A 15,616-nucleotide genomic window follows, 5' to 3' on the forward strand; every position below is an offset into this window, starting at 1 on the left:
AATTTTAAGTAGAATTATTTGAATTAGTTTTATTTAATTTGAGAGAAGTAGTTTTTCTACAATATTCTACTTCTCTTTTTTTTAGTAATCACTGATTGTAGTTGCCTTTAGAACGTGGTCAATTAGAAAATCCATATTCTTATTTCTGGCAGATTCCTTTCTAATTAAAACCAAAAACCTATAAATCACAAGAGGAATGAACGATATTGCAAATAGATACCTTAAAAATCCAATTTTATCGCCTAAAGACTTAAACCCCAGTAATCCTAACATGATCATTGAATGTTTGCTCAATCCTGGTGTTTTTAAATTCCAGGATAAAATTGGGCTTTTGGTTCGGGTCGCCGAAAGAACCATTCAAAAAGACGGCTCTTTAACAGTGCCCATCTATAATGATCTTGGCGCGATTGAGTTGTTGAATTTCGAACTCAACGACCCAAAATTAGACGCTTCCGATGCACGGGTGATCAACTACGATGGTGTTGATTATCTTACCACGATCTCACATTTAAGGCTGTTGTGGAGTGATGATGGCAATCATTTTTCTGAAAATAAGACCTATCCGTCGCTTTTTGGAGAAGGCGCGTACGAGTCCTACGGTATTGAAGATTGCAGAGTTTCGCAAATAGGCGATACGTATTATTTGACCTATACCATGGTCTCTCCCAATGGAGTGGGCGTAGGGCTGCGTATTACAAAAGATTGGAAAGAATTTGAGAAGAAGGGCATGATCTTTAGTCCCCACAATAAAGATTGCGCCATTTTTGAAGAGAAAATTAACGGCAATTTTTACGCCCTTCACCGACCGAGCAGTCCAGAACTGGGCGGTAATTATATTTGGTTGGCAGAATCGCCGGATACATTTCACTGGGGAAATCATAAATGCATTGCGAAGACCCGGGCAGGAAAGTTTGACAGCAAACGATTGGGTGCTGGTGCAGCACCCATCAAAACAGAAAAAGGTTGGCTGGAAATCTATCACGGTGCCACTGAAAAAAACAGGTATTGTTTGGGTGCAATCTTATTGGATTTGAACGATCCTTCAATAGTTATTGCACGCTCTGAGCAACCAATTATGGAGCCCATTGCGGAGTACGAACAAACAGGGTTTTTTGGGAACGTGGTTTTTACAAATGGACATATCGTGGATGGAGATACCATCAACCTGTATTACGGTGCCTCCGATGAACATGTCTGTAGGGCTGAATTTTCAATCATGGAGATATTAAAAACACTAGGGCAATCATGATAGACTTAGCGAGAGTTGGATTACGAGATTTTACGAGAAGTGCAAAAATATTAATCATTACCAATACTATTTATGCGTTTGTACTGCCGGTCATTGATATTTTTGTAGCCTCTTATATCATGCGAAATTCGAATGATCCTTCCAAGGTCATCCTTTACCAATTGGCAATTTATGTTGGCATTCCCATTACGTTTCTTATCAACGGGTATTTATTGAATAAAATAAACATAAAAAGACTCTTCTCTTTGGGGATGCTACTCAGCGGGGTGTCTATGGTGTTTATGATGTCCTTAAAGGAAATTAATTATTTTGGATTGATCGGTGCAGGATTGATTATGGGGATGTCTTTTGGTCTGTATTGGGCCAACCGAGATTATTTGGTGCTTTCCACTACGCAGGATAGAACGCGGAATTTTTATTATGGGTTGGAAACCTTTATTTATACCATCATTGCCTCAACCGTACCTTTTTTAATTGGTTGGTATTTGATGAAAGGGCACGCCAATTCCGAAACAATTTCTAACGAAGCCGTAAATTCTGGCTACCGCGTTATCACAACTATTGTGTTCTTGATTACTTTGCTGGCCTCCATTGTGTTTCATTTGGGAACTTATGAAAAGCCAAAGAGTGAAAAGTTTCTCTATTTCAAATTTCACAAGCTCTGGAAAAAAATGATTCAACTATCCGTATTAAAAGGATTGGCTCAAGGGTTTATTGTGACTGCACCGGCCATGTTGATGATGAAGTTCTTTCATTCTGAAGGTGCATTGGGTTCTGCTATTTCCATAGGGGCTATTATTGCAGCGGTCATCATGCTCATTTTGGGGAAATACTCAAAACCCAAACACCGATTGGTTATTTTTAGTATTGGATTGATCTCATTTTTCCTCGCCTCATTCTTTAATGGGTTGCTGTTCAATACCACTGGTGTCATTCTGTTCATGTTTTTATTGCTGATTGCACGACCAATTTTGGATATTGCCTACTTCCCAATACAATTGAAAGTCATCGATATTTTATCAAAATTGGAAAATAGAAATGAGTTCTCCTACATCTTGAATCATGAATTTGGGTTGTTTATTGGCCGATTTATAGGCGCTGGGACATTCTTGGTTTTAGCATTTTTTATTAACGCAGATATTGCCTTGCGATATGCGCTGTTAATTATTGGGAGCCTACAGCTGCTTTCTATAGTTATTGCCAAGCAGTTATTAAAGCAACAAGATTCTTTGGAAAAAGAATTGTTGGATAAGGAGCGATTGGAAGAAAACACACTAATTACTAACCCTATAAGTGCTCAATAAAATGATTATGAGAAAATACATTCAGTTTCTATGCATCGGATTCCTATTTATTTCTTGTAAAACGGGATCTGGCAAGCTCATTAAAAATAATTCGATTGATCAGATTCAATTGAGTAGAGTAGAAGCCATGCCCAATTTGCCAGAGCCTTTTAAGATCATGGATTTTAAAGGCATGGCAAAAAAGTTTGATGCCTTGGTTTATGACGAGACGCAAACAGGCGCATATTGGCCCCTGATATGGTCGGATAACTCCCGCAAAAACTTTGATCAGGAAACCTTTGGAATTTATACCGCGATGGGCGATTTAAGACAAGGTCCAGAACATCACGATGGCATCTTTCATGAGTCTTTAGCCACAGTAGGTTCCGTATTTGGAGCAACGCTGGTTGGTATTGATAAGTCAAACCAAAATGGAAAGAATTATGTGTCCATGCTTAAGAATTATTTTAATTCGGAAACCCATTGGGATATTGTCATGAACAATACCTCTCCAGAGGTGGCTATGCTTGGTGGTGGTTACGGAAGGGATTGGTGGTATGACGTTTACCCCAATGTGCTTTTTTATGGCCTCGCCAATTTTTATCCAGAGGAAAAAGATTATACAGAAATTATGCGTTCGGTTGCAGAGAAATTTTACGAAGCTGATGCGGTTTTAGCTGGAAATTATTCGTATTCTTTTTTTGATTATGCCAGGTTAGAGCCTAAAGATAATTGGATCTGCAAACAGGAAGATGCAGCTGCAGGCCATGCTTATGTCTTGTATTCTGCCTATCAGAAGTTTAATGAGCCTAAATATTTAGCAGCGGCAAAAAGTTCTTTAGAAACACTTTTGGCTCAAGAAGACAATCGGTTTTATGAGATTTTAATGCCATTTGGAGCCTATGTTGCAGTGCGATTGAATGCCGAAGAGGGCACCACTTACGACTACACCAAAATTTTGGAATGGACCTTTAATGGCACGTCGGTTTGCAGAGAGGGTTGGGGCGTGTTGGTGGACAATTGGAACGGCTACGATGTTTCGGGCATTGTAGGAAGCACTGTAGATCATGGCGGATTTGGTTTTTTAATGAACACTTATGACACGATGTGGCCATTGGTACCCATGGTCAGATATGACCAGCGCTACGCCAATACCATAGGAAAATGGATGTTGAATGCCAGCAATGCGCTAAAACTATTTTACCCTTACGAAATGCCCGATGAACACCAATCCATACCAGAACTAAAACACCATACCAAAGGTGTGATTGCCTATGAAGGGCTTATTAAAAGATCGCATTTTGAAGCTTATGATCATATCAATGCCCCCATTGCCATTGGCGATGGTCCGCATTGGGTGGAAGGTAATCCTGACGTGTCGCAATTCAGTGTCTATGGAAGTGGGCACGTAGGGATTGCCGGAGCGATCATTTCAAAAACCAATGTGGATAACATTTTGCAATTGGATTTATTGGCTACTGATTTTTACCGAGACGCCGCATTCCCATCGTATTTATATTATAATCCCAATTCGGAAATAAGAGCTGTCACCATTTCCGTTGGAGAGAAATCATTAAAGATCTATGATGCCATCCAAAGAACCTTTCTAAAAGAAAAAGTAAAAGGAAGTTTTACTTTTAATATCTCAAAAGAAAATTCAGCGCTGTTGGTGATGGTACCTCAAAACGCTAGTGTATCAGAAAAGAACGGTAAGTTGTATGCTGACGGGGTGGTCATAGATTATAGATATTCAGAAAACTAAATTATGCAAAAATGATCGCGTTTTATATGAAGTGGAGAAGCGTAGGACTGACGTCATTGTTCTGTTTCTTTGGAACAATCGGTTGGTGCCAAAACATCAATCTCAAAGTTGTTGGAAATAGTCAAGAAGGTTTTAACGTCGAAATCTATAATGGCACCAAACTTCTGCTTCATAACACTGAGGAATTTAATCTTAAAGTCACCAATTTAGATTTTAGTGAAACTACTGAAATTAAGGATTGGAAAGGTTCTGAATGGACCGGAGATGACCATTTGGTAAAGCTCTCAAAAGACATTTATCTATCAGATTTCGATTTGAATTTATCCATGACGGTCACTTATGAAGTGATCAATGCGCATGTCGTTAAAAAGAGCATTGAATTATTCCAATCTGGGATCCCCGCATTATACTATACCCTTGAAGAAAATTTTATACCCGCAAATCCGCCTTCTAAATATGTCACGTTTGAACATGATGATTTTCCGGGTGGCTTTGCTCATGAAATCTATCCATCGGCAGGGTTTGTAACTCCTGATAGGCAGGTGGTGGGCATTTTAATGGATGCGGGTTATAAAAACCATTACACCCGATCAACTCGCCGACGGTTTAATGGTCACGGGGGCGGTTTTGTGGGCATGAGAAAATTACCGGATCCAGAATTGCTTTCCATCACATCAAAGGAGGAAAGAGCTGAAGGCAATCATTATATCCAACAGAAATTTGGCGAATTTTGGGATTTGGATCAAGGAAAGGAAATCAATTTAAAAATTACTTCTGATTTACAAAGCGTTGGAGGTGCTGAGATAGACCAACAATCCGCAGCAATAACCCTTCATTGCAAATCTGGGAATAAATCTGGATTGGAAGTGATCGTTCCTTTTCAGGATCAAAAGATCTATACCATTTCATTTCTTGCCAAGGGGAATTCTCCAATTGCCCTAAAATTGTTCCGGGTTAAAAATGGCAAGAAATCGGTTGAATTAGAGCACGGCATAAAATACATTGACCAATTTCCGATTAAAGAAAGTGAATGGACTCAGTTTAAAGGCAGCATTTTAGTGCCTTATATAGAACAGGACAGCATATCGATGTTTTTGGGTTCGCAATCAGGGAAGGAGGCGACCCTTCAAATTAAAGATTTGCAACTTGTAGAACATGAACCTCTAAAACGTGCTTACAACAAAATGGAAATGGGCGAGAAGGCCACAAAAACAAGCTACGTGTTTGTTGAACCTTGGGTGGACCATCATGATTTTGTGGTGGCGTCACAATCGCGTCTGGCGGAAGGGAAAGGCTTTAAGGGAAACTTAATTGAGAACATGTTGTACGCCAATATGAATATGCTCACATGGATCACTTCCATTGATGATTTTACCCCATTGAATGTGCCCAATCTGAATTATGCGCCAGACATGTATAATCGGGATTCCTTTTTTTCTATTGTAGCTACTTATAATGAAGATTTAAATCTGAAAATTTGGGAGCAATGGGCAAAAACGCAGAATTCAAAAGGTGCCGTAGCGACCATCATCACCCCCTATATGGGAACGATTGAAGCCAAAGACAATGAAGCTACAATACAGTTTTTAATTTGGGCCATGCTCAATAAAAGACGTTTTGATGCTCGGTTGCCCAAAGACAAGATAGATAAAGCAGTTGCCTACATCCTCAATGAGTTTGACCCAGATGGCGACGGGATCTGTGAATCCCATTTCACCTCAAGTCAGATCGATATTAATATATACGAACCGAAAACCGATAAGCTAGCCGTCAATCAAGGCATCTTCGCTATTGCTTTAAAAACCATTAAGGAGCTCGGTTATGAAATATCCGATGACTATATCCAGAAAGCTGTAGCAGGATATCTCGATTTTTATGATGCGGAAAGAAAACATCTTTTATTTGATCGTGATTACCCGGACATCATTACGATGACCGATTTGGAGCCCGAATTCTTTTCATTATGGTTGTTTAATGAGCCTATGTTGTCTGACGACATGGTGATCAATCATTTGGATCAGATGCCCATATTAAATAAAATGCCCAATTCGCCACACCCAGAATTTGGCACTACCGCTCCAGTTGCCGTCCGATTGGATAACAGCAAAAAAGGCTACTCCTATATGTCCGCAGATTATCAGCCGTTCAGGGAATTTGGAGAGGCTAATTATAAAGATGGGGCAAGAGATGGCTTTTATTACAATGGCGGAAGCTGGATGCGACCCGAATATTGTGCCTATGTGGTAGGATATAAACACGGATGGAAGAAAGCCAAAGCCCTCATGGAAAACCGAGCTTGGGCAGAAATTAACCTCAATCCGAAATGGCCTTATAGCAAAGAATTTATTCCAACAAAATGGCAAACCCTTGATTCTTGGTGGCCATCTAGCCGTGGCCTCTGTTGGAATGTGTTTATTCTTATGGCCAATGAGGTTGCTGGACTTCGGACTCCAGATATGGATCCTGATTTTAAACAATAAACAATAATGGAGAATAGGTTTAGTCTAATTTCAGTGTAATTACTTGTACTTTAGAATACGATTTACGCAATCACTTCACCATACGCCTCATACATTAGTTTTACAGCTTCTTCCATCTCATATTGATTGAGGTGGGCAAATCCCAATCTCAATGCGGTTACTGTTCGGTTTTGGTAAAGGCAATTACTTGGAATTGATAGGCCTTTTTTTCTTGCAGTCTTTTGTAAAAGTGTCAACGAAAATGGAAGTTTAAATTGGATCCAGAACGCTAAACCGGAGGATGGAATACTAAAGGTTATGTTATTTTTTAAATAGTGGTTAAGCAATCCCGCAGCTATTTCTTTACGTTCCGCAATTGTTTTTTTGGATTTGCGTTGGTACCGATGGATATCTCCTTGATGTATGAGCTCTCCCAATGCTTTTTCCATCATCTCATCTGGTTTGCCAAAGATGTTTAGGTATTTTGCGCCTTCTTGCAATAGATCTTTAGGTGCGCTAATAAAGTTCATTTGAAATCCTGGATTCAAAAATCTTCCGAAAGCGCCAACATAGATCACGCGATTCCCACCGTTTTTTCTGAACAGCGATTCTTTTTTGTTTTTCACGAAGGAAAACTCAAAATCGGTGTCATCTTCTATCACAATAAAATCATAGGCTTCAGCCAATTGGAGCAAGTGCATTTTCCGTTCTTCGGATAGGCTAACGGTTGTCGGGTATTGGCATTTGGTATTGAGGTAAACCAATCGTATGTCGCCGGGTTTGAAATTGTTTTCAATATAACTGATATCCATGCCGTCCTGATCCACGGGAATCGTTTTCATTTTGGCACCTGCTTGACTGTAGATCATATTGGGTAAAAAATAGCTCAGTTCTTCTACCAAAACCACGTCGCCCGTATTTATAAGTAAACGCGATAAGATGGAATGGACCTGTTCCAAGCCTGCTACGGGAAGCAAGAAGTCTTTTGAAAGATGAAATCCCCTAGTCAAATTGAGATAATAGCTCAGTTGGTCCCTAAAAAACAAACTGCCATCTGTAGTGTTGGGGAACGATTGTTTTTTACGACGTACTACGGAGGTGTAAAAACGAACAAGTTCTTCCGATTTAATGATGCGATAATCCGGGGTGCCATCTGTAAAATAAAATTTCTCCAAATTTTCTTCCAAAGGCGTATCCAATATAAATTCTTTTCTGAAATTAAAGATCGCTTTTTCTGGAGGATGTTGAAACGCTTGAAGATTTTGTACTTGAGCGTGTGAAGGCTGATGCTTGATTACAAAGGCACCAATGTTGGGCAGGATTTTGATCCAGCCTTGTTCCTGCAATTCTGTCAACGCCGCCACAATTGTTTTTCTGTGGACCTGTAGTTCTTCGGAAATCTTCCTGCTGCCCGGAAGTCGGTCGCCGTCTTCTAATAAATTACTTTTAACCGCATTGATGAACTGGTAGACAATCTGCATATAGACGGCGTCTTTTTTACGTCGATCTATTTTTATAAAAGAATTAAAGGGGAGGTTGACCGGACTACTCATGATTTACATTTCGGACTACCAAAGCTACTGTTTTTATCCAAATCTTTGCATCTCATTTTAAAATATTAGCGTTTAACAAACCAGCTATGAAAAAAGTATTTGCTTCCGTTATTTTAATAGCAGCCATGTCAAGTTTTGCACAAGAAAAAGAAGTGCTTCCCGATCCTGAGATCCCAAGCAGCGAATTGGAGGAAATCATTATTCAGGGAAACCGACTGCAATCGCCGTTTAGCAAATCCACACGCGATATTCAAGTGATTACACAAAAACAAATTCAGGCACTTCCTGCCAAGTCGCTCAACGAGGTGTTATCGTATATCAGCGGGGTCGATATCCGACAACGTGGGCCTTTTGGAACCCAGACCGATATTTCCATTGATGGTGGTACTTCCGAACAAACTTTAGTATTGCTTAACGGCGTAAAGATGATTGACGCTCAAACGGCACACAATATGATGAATATCCCGGTTCCCTTAAGCGCCATAGATCATATTGAAGTCTTGAGAGGTGCGGCAGCGCGCATTTATGGTATCAATGCCCTTACCGGAGCGATTAATATTGTGACCAAGAAAGAAAAGCATTCCTCGCTTGCTGCCGATGTGCAGGTTGGAAGTTCCTTTAAAAATAAAGATGAAGGTGATGGCTCCGGAATATATTGGGGCGGGGCGGCCGAGTTTACGGGCATCTACGGAACCGAAAGCCAAAGCCAGCTTTTTTCCATTTCGAGAAGTGATTATAACGGGCAACGTTACAATTCGGCTTCTGAAAGTACCCGACTTTTTTATAACGGAAATTATGATTTTGATTCCCATAACAGTATTCAGGCCATGTTAGGCTATGCCGGTAGCAACTTTGGCGCCAATAGCTTTTACGCTGCGCCTAATGATATCAATTCGGAAGAACACGTGGCCTCTTCTGTATTCAGCCTATCCTCAAAACACATTTGGGGCAATTTTACGCTTTCTCCCAGAATCAGTGATCGTTATGGCGAGGATGACTACCGCTTTTATAAAGATGACTTAAGCAAAGGGCGCTCTTTACATTATACCAACGCCTTGATGCTCGAATTAAACAGCAGTTTGAGAACCACCATCGGCACTTTTGGTTTTGGATTGGAATCGCGGTTGGAGAACATCAACAGTTCAAATATTGGAAGCCATAAACGGGATAACCATGGCGCTTACGCAGAATTACAAAGTGGGATCGGACAAAAATTAAAAGGTACGGTTGGCCTTTACGCCAATTACAACACCGATTTTGGATGGCAAATGTATCCTGGAATCGATTTGGCCTATCCCATCAATTCCCACTGGAAAATTTCTACAAGTTTAGGTTCGGGTCAGCGCATTCCTTCTTTTTCAGATCTGTACTTAAACCAACGTCCGGGAAATGTGGGGAATGCCTCGCTTCAACCTGAAAACTCCTGGAATTACGAAGGGAACATTGCCTATAGGAGAGGAGACCTGCAGTTTAAAACGGGTTATTTCTATCGAAATATTACGGACTTTATTGATTGGATGCGGGCGGATTATTCAGAACCTTATGCCCCAGTTAATTTATCGGAAAATAAAATGCACGGTATTTATGGACGGCTCCAGCAGGATTTTGATTTTGGGGATGAGCAATCCATTGGCTATCAAGTGAGTTATAATTATATGCACCCTTCCTTTAAAACGTCTACGGACACGCAATCAAAATACACCTTAGAATCCTTGAAACATCAATTTATTGCAGGTGTCCATTACCGAATCACCAATTTTTCGGTTCAAATCAAAAATAGGTGGTTGCAACGTGAGTTGGCTAATGCTTATAACATTGCAGATATCCGTTTGAATTACCAAGCGCAAAATTTTATGCTATACACAGAAGTTACGAATCTCTTTAACGCCTCATATCAAGAAGCAGGTGCTGTGCCTATGCCCACACGTTGGTTTGGGTTGGGAGTGAGGTATCAATGGGAGCAGCGTTGAGGGGGGCATTTTGATTTTGGAATCTAGAATCAAGACCGCTTTGCTTTTAGAATCTAGAACCAAGAATCAAGACTGCTTCGGTTTTAGAATCTAGATCCTAGAATCAAGACCGCTTTGCTTTTAGAATATAGAATCAAGACCGCTTCGCTTTTAGAATCTAGCATCAAGACCAGGGTATATCTTTTTGAGATTGGAGATTAACGGAGCTTAAATCGAAGAACAATAATTAACTCTTAGAAAATAAAACAATGGACAACCAAAAGAAATGGACACGAGATGAGGTCGTGGCCTTATACAACAAACCAATGATGGAGCTGCTTTATGAAGCTGCAACAATTCACAGACAACATCACGATCCTAACAAAGTTCAAGTATCGACATTGATCTCCATAAAAACGGGAGGCTGTCCTGAAGATTGTGCTTATTGTCCACAAGCAGCACGTTATCATACCAATGTTAAAGCAGAAGCCTTAATGGAGGTGGAACAAGTCGTCGCGCAAGGGTTACAAGCAAAGGCTGCGGGGAGTTCAAGGATTTGCATGGGAGCGGCTTGGCGGAACGTTAAGGATGGACCAGAATTTGACCAGGTTTTGGAAATGGTGCGCTCACTGAACAAGATGGATATTGAAGTTTGCTGCACTTTGGGAATGATCACCGAAAATCAGGCGCAACGTCTTTCAGAAGCTGGCCTTTACGCCTATAATCACAATATCGATTCTTCAGAAGATTATTATGAAGAAATAATCTCTACGAGAGGCTATCAAGACCGACTCCAAACGATTGAGAACGTCCGTAAAACCAATATTACAGTGTGCAGTGGCGGCATAATTGGGATGGGAGAACGTATAGAAAATCGCGCGGATATGTTGATTACCTTATCCTCCATGACGCCACAACCCGAATCGGTACCTATTAATGCGCTAGTTCCTGTTGAAGGCACACCGATAGGGGAGTTGGAGCCGGTATCTATTTGGGAAATGGTACGTATGATTGCTACAGCCCGGATTCTATTGCCCAAAACACAAGTGCGATTATCGGCAGGGCGCACCAATATGAGCCGCGAGGGACAAGCCTTATGCTTTTTTGCCGGGGCCAATTCCATCTTTGCTGGTGATAAATTGCTCACGACGCCAAATCCAGATGTCAATGAAGACCTAAAAATGTTCGAAGAATTAGGGTTGGTCCCACAACAGCCTTTTGAAAAACATAAACAGCCTAAAACAATAGAGGTCGAAGAATCACGCTTTCATGGCTTAGGCGAAAAGCCCAGATGGTCGCGACCAAAGCATACCATTCAGCGTAATATTGACGCACAACAGAAAAACAATAAATAGCAGAAGCAGATTTTTTAAACGATAGAGTTTTATGACAAAAAGGGATGGAATTCTTGGAATATGTTGTTATGGAAATGAAATGACCACCATAAATCTGTAGAATTGGAGTTTATGTGTTATGCATCTGGGAATTACACTTATTCCTAAAAGGCTACCAAAAATAAAACCAGAGTTTAAGCTCTGGTTTATCTGTTTATTTGTTGAATTTTTAACCATAATTCCTCCGGAAAAGTAGGTCATCAACTTTCCGCTGAATACCGATATCTGCATACGCCAAGGCACTCCTTGCCACTCCGATATTTATTCCGTAGGTGGAAATGTTATTAGCATTCGCCAACCAATCTTCCAATCTCATTTTTCCTTTGGACTGATTAATAGTGCGCAAGGTGACCGCCACATTCTCTGGGCAATTCACCACTTCCGCAATTTCATGATTTGTTAATCGGTCGCGATACATCATAAACACGGCTTCAGACGAACGGATATGCTCGTAGTCATACCTATCGCCGCCACGAAGGATTTCTCCTGTGTAGCAATCGGTATAAAGTGCTATGCCGTCGCCGCCTCTGGCTAGGGCATCTTGGTGCATTTGTGCTTTTACTTTGTTGAATAGGAGGTCTATTTCGGTGCGGTGGTAGGGGCGGGTGTGCATTATAATGTCTTTTTATTTGACAATTTTGAATATTTGTTTTTATAAATGTTGGCAAATTGTGTCTATGCTGTTTGTATGTGATTATTTGGTTTTCGATTCTTTCATAATTGATTTTCCTACATCAGCAAATGATCCTATAACTTTAGCGCGTTGGTCTGGTATTTTATCCAACATCTTCGAAATGTTCTCTAATGCTAATTTTATGTTAGCGTCATTAATTTCTTTTGAACTGAACCTTTCTACTATAACATCATTTTGGTCAAGACACGGAATTCCGTTAATATAAAGTCTGTGGGTATATCCGAGTTCAATTGTTTTTTTATTTTGAAAAAATCCTTTGTCATGAATAATCTTTTTTAAAGGTGTAATTCTAATTTCAAAATCTACTGAACTTTTACCTTCGTTAAAAGCATTTTGGTAGTTTTCGCTTTGTTTATCTAGATATTCCTGTTTTAGTTTGGAAATTGATTCAGCATGTTCAACTTTTAAGTCGGCTATTTTTTGAATAAAATCTTTTTCAATGTTTACACTTCCTTTTCGTAAGTCGAATTTTAACTTTTTCACTTCATTTCGCCGATAGTCAACATCCATTAAATTTCGAAGAGGAATGATTTCCTCATTTAATCTGTAATATTTATAATATAATATAATAGATATGACAATGAATATTATTAGTGAAGAGAAGGCAAATATGTCCAATGTGTTAAATTGATAATCCATAAATTAAGCTTTTAATTATATATGAGTTAATTCTAAAACTTCCATATTCTTTGTTGTAAAACAAATTTTGACAATACCTATTTTTGATATTTATTTAAAGCAACCCCAAGACTTCCTACAGCTAATGCAATGACACCAACATCATCCATTAGACCTATTACGGGGATTAAATCAGGGATCGCATCTATAGGAGAAATAACATATAATAAAGCTCCAATAGCGCTTGCTTTACTCGCCCACGCTGCATTGGGATCTTTTATAAGCTTTCCTAATAGTGTTACTTTATCCCAAACGTCCTTTAATGCTCCTTTATTCTTTTTGTGGATCTTCGAATTTATTTTACTTATATCTTCTTCGGTCGCACTGTTTTTAAATTTATCAAATTTTTTTTCTGCCTGTTTTCTTTGTCTTTTGTTTACCATTGTGTTTATAGTTTTAATGTTTGTTCATTGTTTTTTATAATCTTTTCTACATTATTTCATTTTCTAGAATACTCCAACCACCCCATACTCAAATACCCCTCAGGTTTCAATTCAATCCCATGAACCCTAATAAATGCCTTATGTATTTTATCCACTTCATCAAAAGGATTAGAATACATTCTGCTTATCTGTACGGATTTTTTGTTATTTAATTAAGAATTTTAGGCTATCGTGTTGTACGTTTTTAAGAATTATTATTTCTATTGTTTCCTGCTGCAGCCATCATCATTTCCATATTTCTAGCGTGTGATTCCTCTTTTTCGTTCTTTTCAATTACTGCAATTTGATTGGAAATCAGTAAGTTGTAATTTGATATTTTAGTAGGAATATGAAATAAGTCTATAAACGCCCAAATCCCCAGACCTCCTAAAGTAAACCAATAAAGAATTTGTAAACCCCAGTTTCCCAGATATGCATAGTGACATCCTAGAAAAAACCAACACAAATATGCGGTTCCTGTTGATTTCATTTTTGACATTAAGAAATGTTTGTTCATTTTTTTTCTTTTTATATAATACCTACTCCAAAATTCAGTTGGTTTTTCGGTTTGTTCCCAACATTAGATTTAATTCAAATTAAGTTGTTCGATTTGATATCCAGACCTCCTAATTTTCACCTTTCCAAACCTATCCCAAAACTCCTAACTATCTGTTCGGGAAACCGCATGACAGTAAAAAATTTTTAGCTGCATATAATTTCACTCAAACTTTTAAATTTTATTATACTCCAACCACCCCAAACTCAAATACCCCTCCGGCTTCAAGTCAATCCCATGCACTCTAATAAATGTTTTATGTATTTTGTCTACGTCGTCAAAAGGATTGGCAAACATGCTGCTGATCTGTACTGCTAAACCTGCATCTACATACTCGCCTTGCACATTGATGGCGTGCTTGGTTTTTATTTCAAATGTTGCCATTAGTAATTGCTTTGTTTTAATTGCAGACCAAATCTTCCTCCGAGAGTTTCTCCCAACTATGAAACACCACGTCAGCATCTTTTTCTAAAGCTGAACAGGTGACACTTGTGTTTAATTGGGAATTGAGGGTGTCGTTTTTGCGGGTGCCGCATTTTCTACAGGAATAGGTTGCCATGGTTGTAGGTTTTTGGGTTAATCATATTTTGCAATGAGTCAAAGCTATTTTCTAAATGGACAAAACCTGTCCGTTTGAAAAACATTATATTTATACCGCAATAATAGAAGTTGCTTTTCCCATATACTGGGATTCTTTGGAAGGGAAAGAATTCTTTACTAAAACCTGAAGGAGTTTTGTAAATAACCCATTAAAAGTGAATCTAAAAGTCTTTATTTATAATATTCAACAATCATCCCCAAATGCGCCTTCACATAGTCCTTAACATATAAGGGACTAACGACTCTAACCCAAAGATTGTATTTGAGGATCTCCATGAGAAATTCATAATTAGGTTCGATATACACTTTTATTTCGCCCCAAATATCTGGATTGTTGTAAACCAATTCGCTGGTATCAAGTTGTTTCGGATGGGCTACAATTTGTTGGGAATGATGTAAAGGATTATTGATCAGGTATTTGAAATGGTGATTCGCTACTTGAATATGGATCCATTCGGGTGGCATGCCGGTTTTTAAAATACCAATGGCGTTTTTGAAATAATCAAAGTCATTGAAAGTAATGGGCTGCTTAACTTTCTGCTTGTTAATCTTGAAGGTTTTTATCCGATCGTCCAAACAAAATGCATAAATACCATACTCCTCATTATGGGCTATTAAATACCACGCTTTGTTGATTTCTTTAAGATGCAGAGGTTGAAAAAAACCAGCAATGGTTTGAAACCCGTTATCGTCGTACCAACCTTGATATTTCAATTCAATTAAAAATTGTTGTTCTATGGCATGGATCAGCGGCACCAAATCCACTTGAAAGTTTAAAGACGTGCGGGAGGTCGTGATATAATCTTTCCAAGAGTGGGCATGATGATGTAGGAGATAGATTTCGGTTTTTTCATAAACTTCCTGGAGTGATTCGCTCACTTCAGTTTCTTCTATAAAGTAACCGTAATTGCGCTTGTATGAAATTACAGTTTGGTAGTAGGACTTAAGTTTTTCCAAATCACGCTTAATGGTTTTTTGACCATTTTGGCTTAATTTCTCGTAAAGCGGATCGTCAAT

Annotated in this window: 14 protein-coding genes; 6 read left to right on the plus strand and 8 right to left on the minus strand. The window is 39.0% G+C overall.

What is annotated here, in order from left to right:
* Window positions 1-196: 196 nt before the first annotated feature.
* The 4 genes from VLZ86_RS07505 to VLZ86_RS07520 are packed head-to-tail and all read left to right on the plus strand — an operon-like array spanning window position 197 to window position 6,774.
* Window positions 197-1,249: a glycoside hydrolase family 130 protein gene (locus tag VLZ86_RS07505; protein ID WP_325450010.1), complete on the plus strand. Its 1,053-nt coding sequence runs from the start codon at window positions 197-199 to the stop codon at window positions 1,247-1,249.
* Window positions 1,246-2,553, plus strand: coding sequence for an MFS transporter (locus tag VLZ86_RS07510; protein WP_325450011.1), 1,308 nt, complete (start codon window positions 1,246-1,248; stop codon window positions 2,551-2,553). Before VLZ86_RS07505 ends, VLZ86_RS07510 begins: the two co-directional genes overlap by 4 nt.
* Window positions 2,554-2,560: 7 nt before the next feature.
* Window positions 2,561-4,294, plus strand: a complete 1,734-nt coding sequence (locus VLZ86_RS07515) for a hypothetical protein (RefSeq protein ID WP_325450012.1) — start codon at window positions 2,561-2,563, stop codon at window positions 4,292-4,294.
* 26 nt (window positions 4,295-4,320) lie between these two features.
* Window positions 4,321-6,774 (plus strand): hypothetical protein, encoded by a 2,454-nt coding sequence (locus tag VLZ86_RS07520; RefSeq protein ID WP_325450013.1) that lies wholly within the window; start codon window positions 4,321-4,323, stop codon window positions 6,772-6,774.
* Window positions 6,775-6,836: 62 nt separating this feature from the next.
* On the opposite strand, the gene VLZ86_RS07525 is transcribed toward VLZ86_RS07520, so the two are convergent.
* Entirely contained in the window at window positions 6,837-8,234 is a 1,398-nt protein-coding gene (locus VLZ86_RS07525) for a PLP-dependent aminotransferase family protein (protein WP_325450014.1), read from the minus strand.
* Window positions 8,235-8,392: 158 nt separating this feature from the next.
* Between VLZ86_RS07525 and VLZ86_RS07530 the strand changes: the two genes are divergently transcribed.
* The gene (locus VLZ86_RS07530) at window positions 8,393-10,276 is read left to right on the plus strand and encodes a TonB-dependent receptor plug domain-containing protein (RefSeq protein ID WP_325450015.1); all 1,884 of its coding nucleotides are present in this window, start codon (window positions 8,393-8,395) and stop codon (window positions 10,274-10,276) included.
* Between the two features lie 248 nt (window positions 10,277-10,524).
* Window positions 10,525-11,610, plus strand: coding sequence for a biotin synthase BioB (gene bioB, locus VLZ86_RS07535; RefSeq protein ID WP_325450016.1), 1,086 nt, complete (start codon window positions 10,525-10,527; stop codon window positions 11,608-11,610).
* A gap of 208 nt (window positions 11,611-11,818) precedes the next feature.
* Here bioB and VLZ86_RS07540 read toward each other — a convergent pair whose 3' ends face one another.
* The 7 genes from VLZ86_RS07540 to VLZ86_RS07570 all read right to left on the minus strand — a co-directional run.
* Window positions 11,819-12,262 carry a hypothetical protein gene (locus VLZ86_RS07540; protein WP_325450017.1) on the minus strand — a complete coding sequence of 148 codons (444 nt, stop codon included), beginning with the start codon at window positions 12,260-12,262 and terminating at the stop codon, window positions 11,819-11,821.
* 81 nt (window positions 12,263-12,343) lie between these two features.
* Complete coding sequence (locus tag VLZ86_RS07545; protein ID WP_325450018.1) at window positions 12,344-12,982, minus strand: hypothetical protein; 639 nt, start codon at window positions 12,980-12,982, stop codon at window positions 12,344-12,346.
* Between the two features lie 77 nt (window positions 12,983-13,059).
* A complete protein-coding gene (locus tag VLZ86_RS07550) occupies window positions 13,060-13,404 on the minus strand; it encodes a YkvA family protein (protein ID WP_325450019.1) in 345 nt (114 codons plus the stop codon).
* 244 nt (window positions 13,405-13,648) lie between these two features.
* Window positions 13,649-13,960, minus strand: a complete 312-nt coding sequence (locus VLZ86_RS07555; RefSeq protein WP_325450020.1) for a TM2 domain-containing protein — start codon at window positions 13,958-13,960, stop codon at window positions 13,649-13,651.
* Window positions 13,961-14,173: 213 nt separating this feature from the next.
* Window positions 14,174-14,383 (minus strand): DUF6140 family protein, encoded by a 210-nt coding sequence (locus VLZ86_RS07560; protein ID WP_325450021.1) that lies wholly within the window; start codon window positions 14,381-14,383, stop codon window positions 14,174-14,176.
* Between the two features lie 16 nt (window positions 14,384-14,399).
* Window positions 14,400-14,558, minus strand: coding sequence for a hypothetical protein (locus tag VLZ86_RS07565; protein WP_325450022.1), 159 nt, complete (start codon window positions 14,556-14,558; stop codon window positions 14,400-14,402).
* 212 nt (window positions 14,559-14,770) lie between these two features.
* On the minus strand, window positions 14,771-15,616 hold an 846-nt coding region (locus VLZ86_RS07570; RefSeq protein ID WP_325450023.1), incomplete at its 5' end, for a WYL domain-containing protein.

The organism is Gelidibacter sp., assembly GCF_035515035.1.
Lineage (GTDB): Bacteria > Bacteroidota > Bacteroidia > Flavobacteriales > Flavobacteriaceae > Gelidibacter.

Excerpts from the sequence above, each read along its gene's own strand:
- VLZ86_RS07505 (WP_325450010.1), top strand. The coding sequence starts at position 197 with ATGAACGATATTGCAAATAGATACCTTAAAAATCCAATTTTATCGCCT.
- VLZ86_RS07510 (WP_325450011.1), top strand. The coding sequence starts at position 1,246 with ATGATAGACTTAGCGAGAGTTGGATTACGAGATTTTACGAGAAGTGCA.
- VLZ86_RS07515 (WP_325450012.1), top strand. The coding sequence starts at position 2,561 with ATGAGAAAATACATTCAGTTTCTATGCATCGGATTCCTATTTATTTCT.
- VLZ86_RS07520 (WP_325450013.1), top strand. The coding sequence starts at position 4,321 with ATGAAGTGGAGAAGCGTAGGACTGACGTCATTGTTCTGTTTCTTTGGA.
- VLZ86_RS07525 (WP_325450014.1), bottom strand. The coding sequence starts at position 8,234 with ATGCAGATTGTCTACCAGTTCATCAATGCGGTTAAAAGTAATTTATTA.
- VLZ86_RS07530 (WP_325450015.1), top strand. The coding sequence starts at position 8,393 with ATGAAAAAAGTATTTGCTTCCGTTATTTTAATAGCAGCCATGTCAAGT.
- bioB (WP_325450016.1), top strand. The coding sequence starts at position 10,525 with ATGGACAACCAAAAGAAATGGACACGAGATGAGGTCGTGGCCTTATAC.
- VLZ86_RS07540 (WP_325450017.1), bottom strand. The coding sequence starts at position 12,262 with ATGCACACCCGCCCCTACCACCGCACCGAAATAGACCTCCTATTCAAC.
- VLZ86_RS07545 (WP_325450018.1), bottom strand. The coding sequence starts at position 12,982 with ATGGATTATCAATTTAACACATTGGACATATTTGCCTTCTCTTCACTA.
- VLZ86_RS07550 (WP_325450019.1), bottom strand. The coding sequence starts at position 13,404 with ATGGTAAACAAAAGACAAAGAAAACAGGCAGAAAAAAAATTTGATAAA.
- VLZ86_RS07555 (WP_325450020.1), bottom strand. The coding sequence starts at position 13,960 with ATGAACAAACATTTCTTAATGTCAAAAATGAAATCAACAGGAACCGCA.
- VLZ86_RS07560 (WP_325450021.1), bottom strand. The coding sequence starts at position 14,383 with ATGGCAACATTTGAAATAAAAACCAAGCACGCCATCAATGTGCAAGGC.
- VLZ86_RS07565 (WP_325450022.1), bottom strand. The coding sequence starts at position 14,558 with ATGGCAACCTATTCCTGTAGAAAATGCGGCACCCGCAAAAACGACACC.